General features: G+C 34.5%; 8 protein-coding genes. 6 read left to right on the top strand and 2 right to left on the bottom strand.

The features are described 5' to 3' along the window. Nucleotides 1-221: 221 nt before the first annotated feature. Nucleotides 222-4,241, bottom strand: coding sequence for a hybrid sensor histidine kinase/response regulator transcription factor (locus tag A8L32_RS11430; protein WP_066630711.1), 4,020 nt, complete (start codon nt 4,239-4,241; stop codon nt 222-224). A 394-nt stretch (nt 4,242-4,635) separates the two neighbouring features. Here A8L32_RS11430 and A8L32_RS11435 point away from each other — a divergent pair, with 394 nt between their 5' ends. Genes A8L32_RS11435 through A8L32_RS11450 form a run of 4 tightly spaced genes read left to right on the top strand, consistent with a single transcriptional unit; the run spans nt 4,636 to nt 12,617 of the window. Beyond that, nucleotides 4,636-7,626, top strand: a complete 2,991-nt coding sequence (locus tag A8L32_RS11435; protein WP_075590582.1) for a glycoside hydrolase family 2 protein — start codon at nt 4,636-4,638, stop codon at nt 7,624-7,626. A 1-nt stretch (nt 7,627) separates the two neighbouring features. Continuing rightward, the gene (locus A8L32_RS11440; protein ID WP_066630713.1) at nt 7,628-9,901 is read left to right on the top strand and encodes a DUF4955 domain-containing protein; all 2,274 of its coding nucleotides are present in this window, start codon (nt 7,628-7,630) and stop codon (nt 9,899-9,901) included. A gap of 38 nt (nt 9,902-9,939) precedes the next feature. Then, nucleotides 9,940-11,718 (top strand): sulfatase family protein, encoded by a 1,779-nt coding sequence (locus A8L32_RS11445; RefSeq protein WP_083631286.1) that lies wholly within the window; start codon nt 9,940-9,942, stop codon nt 11,716-11,718. A 47-nt stretch (nt 11,719-11,765) separates the two neighbouring features. Continuing rightward, complete coding sequence (locus tag A8L32_RS11450; protein WP_066630714.1) at nt 11,766-12,617, top strand: hypothetical protein; 852 nt, start codon at nt 11,766-11,768, stop codon at nt 12,615-12,617. A 2-nt stretch (nt 12,618-12,619) separates the two neighbouring features. On the opposite strand, the gene A8L32_RS11455 is transcribed toward A8L32_RS11450, so the two are convergent. Continuing rightward, on the bottom strand, nt 12,620-13,033 hold the full coding sequence (locus A8L32_RS11455; protein WP_066630719.1) for an Lrp/AsnC family transcriptional regulator: 414 nt from the start codon (nt 13,031-13,033) through the stop codon (nt 12,620-12,622). A 200-nt stretch (nt 13,034-13,233) separates the two neighbouring features. On the opposite strand from A8L32_RS11455, the gene A8L32_RS11460 reads away from it, so the two are divergent. Further along, on the top strand, nt 13,234-14,445 hold the full coding sequence (locus A8L32_RS11460; RefSeq protein WP_066630724.1) for a pyridoxal phosphate-dependent aminotransferase: 1,212 nt from the start codon (nt 13,234-13,236) through the stop codon (nt 14,443-14,445). Next, complete coding sequence (locus A8L32_RS11465; protein WP_066630726.1) at nt 14,442-14,870, top strand: RidA family protein; 429 nt, start codon at nt 14,442-14,444, stop codon at nt 14,868-14,870. The genes A8L32_RS11460 and A8L32_RS11465 overlap by 4 nt, the downstream gene beginning before the upstream one ends. Nucleotides 14,871-15,027 lie beyond the last annotated feature (157 nt).

The raw sequence follows: 15,027 nt of genomic DNA on the forward strand, positions 1-15,027 counted from the left end.
AAAATATGAATGGTTAAGGTTCATTTCAATGTAGTTAGAACTAGGTCAAAACAGCATTAAATAGCTGTTTTAAAGCCGTAATAAAGAATGTTGGGGATGTTAATATTACGTGGTTTATTTTAATATATAAGGCCACCTCTGATTCGAGATAGCCTTATGGTCTGGCGACTTAGAATGAACCTTTTCAATAAGAATGAACGTACTATTTGAAACAATCTTCCTTAGGTCTTATCTTGTTCTTTTCTATATTCTTTAGGAGTAACCCCATATTTAATTTTAAATGTTCTAATAAAATACGAGGTAGAGTTAAAACCTACATATGTAGCAATTTCATCAATGTTAAATTTATTAGCACTCATTAGTTTAATAGCATTCTTTAAACGAACGTCTCTAATAAAAGCAGAAGGGTTTTGTTGCGTTTCTGCTTTAATCTTACGGTCTAGTGTGCTCTTACTGATTCCTAATATTTTTAATAAATCTGGAATTCCAAATTGAGTGTTATGAAAGTTACGCTCAATAATCTTTTCCACTTTTGTGATGAAATTATGTTCTTCTACAACGGATTCACTTTTGTCTTTAGAATTTTCTTTTTGACTTTTCTTACCTAATATATTATTTATCTGCGCTAATAAAAGAGACTCTTCTATCGGTTTTGATAGGAAAGCATCTGCACCTGATAGAATGCTTTCCATTTGGTATTTGCGCTCAGTGTAGGCAGTCATAACTACAATGGGCATATGTTGTTTGCTACTATCTTCCTTAAGTTGTTTAGTGAGTTCAATACCGCTAATACCAGACATAGATACATCTGTAATCATGATATCAGGAATAAGATCTTCTAAAATATTTAAAGCTTGCTCTCCACTCTTTGCTGTTATAACCTTAAAATGTTTGCCAAGGAATTTTTTAAGATAGTTTCTAAGCTCGTCATTATCTTCAGTAATAAGCACGGAATGTTTTAATAATTGCTCTGTAGTTTCTAAAGCTGGTATATCTACTTGCTCGTTCTCATTAACCTCGTGTTTAATAATCTGATTTAACTTATTGTTTTCAAATTTAGCATCCTCTTTAAGGGGTAGGTTAAGAGTAAAAGAAGAACCAATACCTTCATTCGAAGTAAGAAGGATATTGCCGTCATTCATCTCTGAGTATTCTTTACATAAGTGTAACCCAATGCCACTACTTACTTCATGCGATTCATTACCTTTTGCAAATCGTTCAAATATATGCGAAAGTAGTTCAGGTTTAATACCTTTACCTGTATCTCGTATGGTTATTTCAATGGCTTTTCCTGTAAACTTTTTGCCTGAGCAGATAAAGTTTTCATAGTCATCTTCAGATAAAGTTTTTTTATTGATAGATACAAATACATGCCCCTTTTCAGGAGTATATTTTAATGCATTTGAGAATAGGTTGTAAATCACCTTTTCAATCATATCACCATCAATAAATGTTTCTAACATTTGAAATTCAGAGGTGAAAGAAAAGTTGATTTGATGATCTATAATTTGCTGTTCAAAGCAAAGGTATACATCTTTAGTCAGTTGAATTATTTCATGCTTCTGAAAATTAGGTTCTAGTTTTCCAACTTCAAGCATTCTTAAATCTAATGTTTGATCGGTAATTTTTAACAAGCGCTTGGCATTTCTATCTACTACCTTTAAAAGGTTTTTAGTATTGTCATCTGGATACGTTTTATCCAATAAAGATCTAACAGGTGATATAATTAAAGATAATGGCGTTCTTAATTCGTGAGATATATTTGTGAAGAATTTGAGACGTTCTGAGTACAGTAAATCATTGGTTTTAGAATGCAGGCGCTCTTCATTAATTTCTTTTCTTAATTTAAGTTTAGTATCAAGCTCCTTATGTATTATAAAAATAGCAATCGCTAATACTATGATATATATAAGTATAGCGTACCATCTTTTGTAAATTACAGGTAAAATTTGAATATGTAATTGATAAGGTTTGTCACTCCAAATATTGTCATTATTAGAACCAAATACTTCAAATATATATTTGCCAGCTGGTACTTGTGTAAATGTTATAGGTTGATTATGGCTAAATTCTACCCAATTGTCTTCATAATTTAATAAACGGTATTTAAATTTATTTTTATCTGGTTTAATAAAATTGTTACTTACCACTTTAAAACTCAATGTGTTTTGGTGGGCATTAAGCCTAATCGTATTCACTTCCGTTAGATTCAAAGAGTTTATTGAAACGATATTATTTGCGGATAAGGGTTTATTATTAATTGAAATTTCGGAAATGTATACAGAAGGAGGATGTGGGTTTTGCTTAACTATATCCGGTGAAATAATATTGAATCCATTAATAGCTCCCAAATAGATACTTCCTTCTTTATCACAATAAGCTGAGTTAGGCCTTATGTGGGAACCAGATATTCCGTCTACACTACTATAATGACTAGTATTATCTTTAGTGACATCGTAATAATACAGACCCTCATTTGTATTATACCATATATCACCTTTTTTATCTTTAATAATAGTTAATATATCTGCAGCTTTTGTTCTTTGGTGATGTGGGGCAAGTCGAACGGATTCGTTTTCAGGTGTATATATATACATTCCTTTTCCTTTGGTTCCTACCCAAATAAGTCCATTATTATCTTCACAAACAGAATAAATTGTTGCTTTATTTAGGGTGAATTTAGACTTACCTGTAAAGCATTTGTGTATCTCTTCGGAACCTGTGTTTTTTACAAATAAACCTACATCAGAACTAATCCATAAGTTGTGTGACGAATCAAGGTAAAGTTGCCAAATACGGCCAGGACCCTCTGAATCAAGATTGAATAGTTCTTTTGTTTCTTTCGTATTTAGGTCGTAGCTAATTAGTTTTCTTCTTCCTGCTAGGTATAATGTGTTATTATGATATTTTGAACACATAATACCTGTGGTTTCTTTAACAGGTATATTTATATACTCCTCTATTTTATCTCTAGTAGTATTATAAAGAATTAGCTGTTTACTAAAAATTCTTCCTATGGCTATATGATCATTACTAACTTGGGTTATTGTTTTAATTCCTTCAAGTTTACCTTTTAATGCTTTGGCAAAATTTGGTAAGAAATCATTGATTTTTGGATCAAAAACTTTCAATCCACCATCATCTTCATTACCTACCCATATATAACCCTTATTATCCTCGCAAAATGACGATGCAGCACTTCTGATAGCCAGTTTCTTGTCGTATTCTATAGGTATATATTTAAATGCATAGTTGTAATCAGAATAATAGGCTACTCCACCTCCAAATGTTCCAATTATGATATCTTCATTAGATCCTTCATACATAGAGAATACTGTACGTTGTGTTAAACCAACTTTATTGTTATAATCTAAAATTGTTTGTTTACCTTGATGAAGAATGGTTATGCCTTGGTTTGTAGCTATCCATATTTCACCCTGCTTACGTTTAAGTATTTGACGAGTCCTATTACTATTTATATAACTTTCATCATGCAAATTGGAATTTAATTCACCAATTTTAGTGCCTTTTAAGTTAATAATATCAATGCCTTCATTTATAAAACCAATATAATACTTACTCCCATCTTTACATACCGAGGTTATATGAAATTTTTCACTGTTATATAGTAGCTTGTAATCTTTTAACTGGTTCTTTGATATATATACGTTACCTCCATTCGTTCCTATGTAAATAATATCATTTTCATCTTTATTAATATATGTTATTCTGTAGTTAGAAATCTCATTTTTAAGGGGTGAAATAGTACTATCTGACTCACTATAGGTATAAAGACCAGTATTAATATGAAGTAGGTACTTACCAGGTTTTATATCAATTATATTTTTAATAACCTGAGATTTTAAGTTTTCTGATTTATAGGGATAAAGGGGTTTATATTCAAACTTATTATTGCTTCTTATATGTTTGAATAAGCCTTTCTCTGAGCACACCCAAATATCATCATTGAAATCCTTAAACACTTTATTGATTAAGATAGATTGAGATAAATTTTCTTGTTCAGGAAATAGCTTTGCTTTTTTTATTTCAATGGTATTATGATAATACAAACCATTATTACAGCCAAACCATATAAATCCATTTTTATCTTCACAAACTGTATTAACCGGACCAAATGCAAAATCTGAATCAGGTGTTATTTTTTGAAAGAAGTAATAATTACTGTTTGCGTATATAGATGAACAAACAATGAATAATAACAGGAATAATTTATATCTCATTATAATTTATATTTCAAATACAAAAGATGAGTAGATGTCAATTTATAATAATGCTGTAATCTATGCATATAATCATTAATAGCATCAGCTCATTAAGGTCTTGTTAATATATGATCTTTAATTTCAATTAACAAAAGTTACTAATTAAAATTGTATAAGCTCATTTAATTAAGGAGTGTAAGGCATGGGAGGTGAAGCCTCTTTTAATCTTCGGGTAAAGATTAAAAATATTTTTGGACTACAATTGAAAATAGACACCAATTAGAGTTATGGTTTCAATATCTGCACTGAAATTCTATTTTTTGGTTTTTGAGTGTAATAAGCCCCTAGTTGCTTTCCTTACTTTTGTAAAGTAATTAAGCAAAAAGCATAATAATCTCAAGAAATAAGTTACATGAATATGTCTCATTTTTTTCATACAAAGTTATTTATAGGGTTTTCCTTATTTTTAGTGTTGGTTTTTATGTCTTGTGGGGAAAAGACTAATCATATTGATGATGCACCGCGAGGTAACAGGACTAAGTATAACTTTAATTTAAATTGGAAGTTTATAAAAGACAATCCGCAACAAGCACAGGTGTTTGATTATGATGATAGTAGTTGGGATGTAGTTAGCTGCCCTCATACTTTTAATGACATAGATACTTTTGATGATTATAGTCCTGGGCATCATGATGGGGAGTCTAACCAATGGCGAGGTACTGTATGGTATCGTAAACATTTTAAGATCGAAAAAGAGGATGAGCAAAAAAAGGTATTTATCGAATTTGAGTCGGTGCGTCAGATTGCAGAAGTATTTATTAATGGTGTTTATTTAGGGAAAAATCAAACAGGCTTTATTCCTTTTGGCTATGATTTAACGCCATATATAAAGTTTGGAGAGGATAATGTAATCGCGGTAAAGGTTAATAATGATAGGGGAGATCATTTTAGAAAAAATGCTCCTTTAGTTTGGAACCATGAGCACTGGCATCCAACGCATGGAGGAATATATCGAAATGTGTTTTTGTATACCATGGATCCCTTGCATATAACTTTGCCCATCTATGATAACCTAAAAACGGTTGGAAGCTATGTATATACCAACAATGTTAGTGAAGAAAGTGCAGAAGTTTATGTGGAAACTCAGGTAAGCAATGAATACCAAGTTTCTAAAACATTTAATATAGAAATTGCAATATATGATAACAAAGGTTTGTTAGTGTGTAAGAATAAAGAGAACCAAACTGTTGGGGCAGGAGAAAAAGTAATCTGCAATAATCAAGTTTTAATTCAAAATCCAAATTTATGGTCCACGCGAAAACCTTATTTGTATACGGTACACACAATCATTAAAAATGGTAAGGGCATAATTGATGTAGCTAAATCACCTTTGGGTATACGTACTTTTGAGTTTAATAAGGATTCTGGCTTTTACAATAATGGCGAATACGTGAAGTTGCATGGATGGGGTCAGAAACCAACAAATTCTTGGGCTGGGTTGGGTGCTGCATTACCCGATTGGTTAAAAGATTATACTTTTAGATTAATGGACGAGGCAGGGGGTAATTTTATCCGTTGGGGACATTGTGCTGCTTCTCCTGCTGAGGTGGCCATGGGTGATAAATACGGTTTTGTTACTTTAATGCCAGGAGTTAGCGGGGAATCAGAGGATCATGGGAAAACTTGGGATATAAGAATTGCTGCTTTTCGGGATATGATTGTGTATTATAGAAACCATCCTTCTATTTTTATTTGGGAAGGCGGAAACTGGGCAGAGTCGGCAGAACATTATGAACAAATATTAGATATAATATACGATTATGATCCTAATGGTTATCGCCTTATGGGTAACAGAAGAGCAGATGTAAAAGATTGCTCAGAAAAGTATGTGAGTATTGAAATAGGAACCGAGGGATGGGAAGGTGAATATACTAATTTACCCATAATAGAAAGCGAGTATTGCAGAGATGAAGCACCACGACGGGCTTGGGATAAATATTCTCCAGATGATAATTTTTATAGTCATCCTAATATTAAAAGAAATACTTATAAGTTATCTTCTGAGGAGTTTGCTATAAAACAAGCATATCATTGGTGGAATAAAATAGGTAAGAAACCTTACCATTGCGGAGGAGCCAACTGGGTGTTCTCAGATGGTCCGCATGGAGGGCGTTGTCCTACAGAGGTTACTCGTGCAAGTGGCGAAGTAGATGCTGTACGTTTACCAAAAGAAGCTTTTTACGCTTTAAAAGCCATGTGGCGACCAGAACCTCAAGTTCACATCGTTGGCCATTGGAATTATGCGAAGGATACAAAAAAGCCAATGTATGTTATCTCAAATTGTGATGGAGTAAAACTGTATGTAAATAATGTGTTAATTGGTATTGATACGATTCCAGACAATGGTTATGTATTTGAGTTTACAGGAGTAGAATGGGAATCTGGTGAGGTAAAAGCGGAAGCAATCATTAATAATGAAATAAGAGCTACTCAAAGTAAACATACCATAGGTGAGCCTGTAGCAATAAAACTAACTCCTATTGTTGGCCCAAGAGGATGGTTGGCTGATGGTTCTGATGTGGCTTTAATAGATGTAGAGGTGGTGGATAAAGAAGGGAATCGTTGTCCGTTGGATAAAGGGCGTATTGATTTTGAGATTAAAGGTCCTGCTATATGGCGCGGTGGGTATAATAGTGGTAAAGAACATAGTATCAATAATAAATTTGTGGATACGGAATGTGGTATCAATAGGGTAGCGATACGATCAGGCCTAAAACCTGGTAAGGTAATTGTTTCTGCTAAACGAAAAGGAATTGAATCTGCAATTATAGAACTAGAATCAGAAGAAGTAAATATGGTGAATGGTTTAACAACAGAGATGCCCCAAGTATACTCAGTTGTAGCTAGCAACGCAGAGCCTTTACCTGTGCATACCCCAGATATTCCTCCTTATGTTCCTGGTGTCAGTAACAAAAGCGAATTGTTTAAAAAGTTTAGCTACACGGGAGATGCCCCTGCCAAATTACGAACCAATGTTTTTTGGGGTAAAAAAGCATATACCGATTTACCATACAACTATACGGTTATTCCAAAGTACTTAAATGGTTCGGAGTATGTTCGTATTCCAAATTCTGATAACAATTATTGGGCAAGAGATCAATTACAGTTTATTGCTGGTGCAGATATGATAGTTTATGTAGGGCACGATGATAGAGTAGCGCGACCTGAATTCTTACGTGAGAGCTTTGAGGATACTGGTGATGATGTAAACCTAGGTAAGGTTACGATGTCCTTATTTAAAAAAGAAGCCAAAGCTGGAGAAAGTATTGTAATGGCAGGTAATTGCGATGGAGATGCTCCTGAAGATTGTAGGATGTATTTTGTGATGGCAAAGAAGAAATAATATGGAGTATTTTATTTATTTGAAGAAGACTACAACAAATATGATTAAAACTTTTAGAGCTTTGCGAGTTATACTATTGCTGTTAGTGAGTAATTACAAGGTTCTTTTGATATTTCTACTGCCAAATATGCTAGTGTTGCAAGCTCAAACAGAAGCACCATCGTGGGTTCAATTTGCAGAGAAGAAAGAGAGTAATAAATTAGGAGAGGCCACTTTGAGCGACTATTCTTATTCAGGGTATCGTTTCTCGGAAAAGGAAATACCAGATGTTTCAGCATGGACAAAGTTTGATGTTACCAATTATGGCGCTACACCCAATGATGCTAACTATGATGATGACGGTATACGAGCAGCTATCGCAGCGGCAAGTAGTAGTGGACAACCAGCTGTAGTTTATTTTCCTGCAGGTAAATATTTGGTAGCCGATGCAGCTAATGCCAGCAAACCAATTGTAATAAATAAAAGTAATATTGTACTTAAAGGTGCTGGGGCAGGAGCTGGAGGAACTGAGATTTATGCAGACCAATACGGAGACTTCCCATGGCGTTTCCATTTTAAAGCTGATAATGCAGCAAGCGACGATTTAATTACCTCTATTAGTAAGCGAATAAATAGAGGCGATTTTACTATTGAGGTACAAAGTGCTAGTGCTTTAAGTATAGGTCAAACAGTGGAGTTGTGGCATCAGGGTGTAGAAAATTTGGAAGCCAATATGCCCGGCCTAAGTTATAACCCTGTTTGGAATACTGGTAACAGAGGTGTTCGAACATTAGAGAAACATATAATAACTTCTATTGAAGGCAATAATGTTACTTTTAAGAATCCCGTTCAGTATAATATAACAGCAGAAATATCTGGAGCTGAGCTGAGGGAGTATTATACCATTGAAGAGGTAGGCGTGGAAGATATACTATTTACCAGTGGATGGAAAAACAGTAGCGAAATATATACCCATCATGGTAGTGATTTTGTGGACTATGCCTACAGGGCTTTGGCTTTTGAAAATGTAAAAAATGGATGGATACGTAACTGTGAGATCAGAGATTGGAACGAAAGTTTAATGGTGGAAAAAAGTATGGGTGTCACGGTTAAAAATATCTTAATTTCTGGAAAACAAGGTCACACGTCCTATTTTGCCAGATACTCTTATGGCGTTTTATTTGAAGATTGTAGAGATATTGTGCCCGTTGGTTTTAAAGATGCTGGAGGACAGGGGCATGGGCCAGGCATGCGTTGGTCTACGGTAAATACGGTATTTAAGAACTGTGAGATGCAGAAACATCAACCTATTGATTGTCATGGTTATCATCCTTACAGCAATTTGTTGGATAATGTTTATGGAGGAAGCTTCTATAATAGTGGAGGTGCAGAAAGTGCTTACCCTAATAGTGGACCATATATGACCTTCTGGAATTTTATCCATGCCTCAAATTATAGTTCTAAACAATTTGATTTTTGGGATCCAGTAAACAGAAAAACACACACGTATGCAAAACCAATATTTGTTGGTTTTCAATCGCCAGGTGAAAATATAACCTTTAAAAATGAAGGATTAAACGAGTTAAAAGATGTTGAAGCCTACCCCAAATCTTTGTTTGATGCACAACTACAACTTAGGTTATATGGAGCATATATGTCAGCATCTTCTTCAAAAGCAGCATCTTTACCTGTAAATGCCAATGATAGAAATACACAAACCAGTTGGATATCTAAAGATAGTGGTGCCGATGAATGGTTAATTCTTGACCTGGGTAAAGCTGAAGGTATCTATGAGTTAACGATTAATGAACCGGTAAATATAATTGGAGATTGGAAATTAGAAGGTTTTAAAGATGGAGTTTGGGAAACCTTAAAAACGGGAACTCATATAGGAGCTAATAAGATAATTGCGTTTGATGAATTTGTATCAAGAAAGTTTCGTTTTATAATAGTGAACATGAAGGCAGGAGAGGAAAGCAGTTCGGTTTCTATCCAGGAGTTTAAAGTTTCAGGAAGTAATTCGAACGTAGGTATATTTGATACTCGAAGAACAAATGCCAAATTTGTAGACATATACCCAAATCCAAGTAGCGATATAATTCATATTGAAATCAACAAAGAAGGAAAAAAAGATATTTCAATATACAGCTCAACAGGAAAATTGGTATGGCAACAAAGTACTAATCACAATAAGGTTCAGTTATCAAAAGGATCTAAATTGATAAAAGGCATTTATATTATTGTTGTAACAAGTGAAAATAATAGTATCCAAACTAGTAAGTTTGTTATTATATAAGAAATAATTAAAGGCCTAACGGGTTAATAACTTTATCAATGAATAAATTAAGAATGAGAAATAAATCTCGGTTATATACAGCAACAAAAACAGTGATTACTTGTCTATTATTTGTTTTTTTAATGGCTTGCCAGCAAGGAACCCAGACTGAAAAAGATTCTGATAGTTACGCTGAACTAGAACTGCAAGAAAGACCCAATATATTATGGTTGGTTACAGAAGATATGGGGCCTTACATTCCTGCTTTTGGCGACTCTACAATTGAAACACCTAACCTAAGTCGCTTAGCAGAGGAAGGAGTAATTTATCCTAACCTATATTCGGTATCAGGTGTTTGTGCGCCTAGTAGATCTGCTATTGCAACGGGAATGTATCCTTCAAGTATAGGTTCTAGCCATATGCGTACTGGCTCTAATACGGCACAAACTGGTTTGCGGAAATATGAAGCTGTGCCTCCTTCTCAAGTTAAAATGGTGAGTGAGTTATTGCGTAAGCAGGGGTATTATTGTTCTAACAATTATAAGGAAGATTATCAGTTTAGAGCTCCTGTAACAGCCTGGAACGAGAGCAGTAAGTATGGCCATTGGCGCAATAGAGAAAAAGATCAACCATTTTTTTCTGTTTTTAATTTTACAGAAACCCATGAATCAGGTTTGTTTGATCCCTATGGTTTCCGTCATATAGAGACCAGACATTACCATGCAGGGGATACCAGTTACCATTGGAAATCAGGGAGAATGACAGAACAAGAAACGTATAAAAATATAAGTAAAGATATAAACTTCCCTATTCCTCCTTACTTGCCGGATAATGATATTGTACGTAGAGATTTGTGGAAGATGTACAACAATATCTCCGAAATGGATAAGCAAGTTGGGGCTGTTTTAAAACAATTGGAAGAGGATGGTTTATTAGAGAATACAATAATATTCTTTTATGGCGATCATGGTGGTCCTTTGCCTCGTCAGAAGAGATTAATTTATGATTCAGGTTTAAATACTCCAATGATCATCCGATTTCCGAAGAAGCAACTAGCAGGCAAAAAGGATGAGCAATTACTGAGTTTTGTTGATTTTGCACCAACCTTATTGTCACTTGTAGGTATTAAACCTCCTGAGCATATTCAAGGGCAAGCGTTTTTAGGAAACTACGAGGCGGATAGCAAAAGAAAATATATTCATGCTGCAGCCGATCGCTTTGACGAAGTAACTGATGCTATTAGAGCAGTTAGAGATCAGCGTTTTAAGTATATCAGAAACTATAGACCAAAACAAGGATATTATTTACCTTTAGCTTATCGTGAAAAAATTCCTACTATGCAGGAGCTTTTGCGCATGCGTAACGAAGGAACATTGGATGAGGTTCAAATGCAATGGTTTAGAGAAAGTAAGAGTGTAGAGGAGCTTTATGATTGTCAGGAAGATCCACATGAGTTAAAAAATTTGGCTTCAAATCCAGCATTCAAATCAAAACTTAAAGAGTTAAGTAATGAAATGGACAGATGGATTACAGAAATTGGAGATCAACCTAATTTGCCTGAAGCGAAGTTGATTGAGCAATTGTGGCAAGGAAGCGAAAAACAGCCTGTAACAAGTGCTCCAGTTATTATTCAATCAGGAGGAAAATGCAGTATAGCCTGCACGACTGAAGGAGCATCTATAGGGTATAAAATAATGAGTAAAGATGTAAACACATCTACAGTATGGAGTATTTATCAAGAACCAATTAACTGTTCAGTTGGGGATACTTTGATTGTAAAAGCACATAGAATTGGTTACAAGGCGAGTACTATTGTTAAAACAATTGTTCAGGAGTAATGACATACTTTTAATCAGGTACAACAAATATTACAAATAGAATTAGAATGAATAGAATAGGATATTTATTAATAGGTATACTGATTTTCACTTCTTGCATATCGGCTCAAAAAATTAACCCGCCAGCAGGTAGAGTTGCGATAGTGGCTGATGGTAATTCGCCCGATCCTGATGATTTTGGCGGGTCAGCAGTTTCAATTGCTTTGCTTAGAGCGGCTGGATTAGAGGATAGATTGGTTCATTATTCGCATTGTTGCGATTTATTGGTGTTGCATCGTATTTCCGAAGAGGCAGAAAAAGAAAGACATGCTATGATGCAAACGGTATGTGATGGCACAGCAAGACGGTGGGGAGGTTTCGATCATATTAAATTTATGGATGCAAAATGGAATATGGATGGAACCATTAAGGATTTATGTAAGGCCATTAATGCATCTACGGCAAATGATCCACTTTGGATTATTGAAGCAGGAGAACCTGATATTATTGGTTTTGCCTTAAGTTCAACACCAAAAGAAAAACATCAGTTTGTAAAGGTTATCACGCATCACCCAGCTAATGATGATGCAGGGGACTTTTACAAATGGCAAGATATTCTGGATTTTGGTATACAAGAAGTTCGTATACCCGACCAAAATATAAAACTAAAAGTTGTGAAGTCGCAATGGAATTGGGCAATGAATCACCCTGACGATCGTGTTCAGTTTGTATGGTTAATGGGAAAAATGGCAGAAGTAGATGATGTGGTAAAATTCCAAAAAGGAAAGTGGGACTGTTCAGATGCAGGTATGTTGTATTATTGGATTACAGGTGCAACTAATGGCGGTATTGAGCAAGGAACGGTTGAACAAGTTAAGGGTGTATTGCTAGAGTATATAGAAAAGAACCCTAAAAAATAGTTTTATTCAATTTCGGATAGGATTAAGAATGAGGTGGTGTCTCCATATATCATTAACTTGTCTAATAATTCTTGTAAACTGATTTGATTTTTAGTTACCACTTTTAGGTGTAAGTTTTGACTTCCAGTAATGCGGTGTGCTTCCTTAATTTCGGGAAAATTCTTAATGTTTTTAATAACATTTTTTAATTGACCTGGAAACACGCGTAATAGCATAAATGCTTCTAATTCATTACCTAGTTTTCTATAATTAATTTGTAGACTATATTGTTTTATGATACCGGTATCCTCTAGGCGTTGAACTCTTTCTCTAATAGCTGAAGGTGATAGATTTATTTTCCTTCCTATATCAGCAAATGACATACGAGAATTCTTATTTAAAATATTCAATATTTGTTCGTCTTTATCATCAACCATTGATTCGCGTTTAATTTGGTGCTGTAAACATATTTTCAACGCTAAATATATGTATAATCTAACTAATCAGCTTTATATATTTTTAAATGTGATATACTTTTGAATTAAGATGTATCTATAAAACTATACTTGTTCAGCACAAAAACGAGTAAAGGAGATACATCGTTATAAACGGAAGTAATTTCATAAATATATAGAAGATGACGCTTGATGAAAAGTTTATGATCCTTGACGCAGACAATGCTCCGGGTCAGGAAGTTCGGAAAAATACAAATGATATTGAATCAATTCTGCAAGGAGAAAAGCTTAATGGTGTTTTAGTTGATTTTTCGCATGGTGATGTAGATGCCTTTCCTCCCGCACCAGGTTCTGATATGGCTTGGAATACCGGTTTTGAGAGAGGAGCTAGTCAGGCATATACCGAGTATCGTGGATTGGCTGATATTCGAGATGTAGTAGCGGAACGTCTTAGCTTGTTTACAGGGCATAAAGTGAAAGCTGATAAGGAATTGATAATAACTCCTGGAACACAAGGGGCATTATTTATGGCTTTAGGAGCAACTGTAACTGTTGGTACTAAAGTAGCTGTAGTTGAACCTGATTATTTTGCTAACCGGAAGCTTGTTACTTTTTTTGGAGGAGAAGTGATACCCATTCCTCTAGAATATAAAGGAATTTTATCTGATAATGGAATAGATATGACCAAGCTTGAAAAAGCATTTATGGATGATACAAAGGTTTTTGTTTTTTCAACACCTAATAATCCTACGGGTCTCGTTTATTCGCCAGATGATATTACAAAAATTGCTGAATTAGCAGCAAAATATAAAGTAACAGTAATTGTTGATCAGTTATATTCAAGGATGCTTTATAGGGATGAAGTATTTACGCACTTTTGTTCTTGCGATATTAAACCAGAAAATTTTATTACAATCATGGGACCATCTAAAACAGAATCGCTTAGTGGTTTTCGATTGGGAGTAGCTTTGGGTACATCTAAACTAATCGATAGGATGGAGCGTCTCCAAGCAATCGTTTCATTGCGGGCTTCAGGATATAATCAGGCTGCGCTTTATACATGGTTTAATGAACCTTCTGGTTGGTTGAAAAAAAGAATTGCTGAGCATCAGGTAATAAGAGACTGTTTGTTGAGTATTTTTGGAGCTGCTAACCTACAGGTAGCAACGCCACAAGGTGGAAGTTATTTATTTCCACAATTACCACCGCTAAATGTTGACTTAAATACCTTTGTAAGTTTATTGCGCTATCAGGCTAATGTAATAGTGACACCAGGTACTGAGTTTGCTCCTTCTTGTACAAATAGTATCCGACTCAATTTTTCTCAGGATATTAAGGCAGCTATCTCTGCGGCAAATAGAATTGTTAAAATGACAGAAATGTACCGTTTATGAGTATGAAAATACAGCCAATTATCCCACAAGGAAAATACTTGTCAGCTATTCGGCATCGTGATTTGGTATATACTTCTGGCATGACACCACGAGAATCGGGAAAGCTCGTTTATTCAGGTAAAATTAAGGCGAATGATTCATTACATCTGCATAAAGAAGCCATACAGCTTGCAACTTCTAATGCTCTATCAGCTGCACAGTCTTGTTTACATGAAGGGGAACGATTATCAACAATTCTTCAGTTAAATGTCTTTTTAAATGCAGAAAAAGAGTTTTTAGCACATGCAAAACTTGCAGATTATGCGTCGGAATTTTTGATAAAATATTTGGGCGTTAATTGCATTGGAAGTCGGGTAGCAATTGGCGTTGAATCATTACCATATAATGCTCCTGTTGAAATATCAATAACGGCAACTGTCGTTTAGTCATAAAAACAGTTTACATGTATTTAATTAGTAAATTTTTTAATATGAGAATGATACTTTGTATTTGCAGTATTGTTTTTTCTTCTTGCACACAGAAGTTACAAAATACTTCAGATTCAACGAAGAACGTTGTTCCGCTTTTTCCAAATTCAGTAGT

The sequence above is a fragment of the Labilibacter marinus genome (genome assembly GCF_001659685.2).
Taxonomy (GTDB): domain Bacteria; phylum Bacteroidota; class Bacteroidia; order Bacteroidales; family Marinilabiliaceae; genus Saccharicrinis; species Saccharicrinis marinus.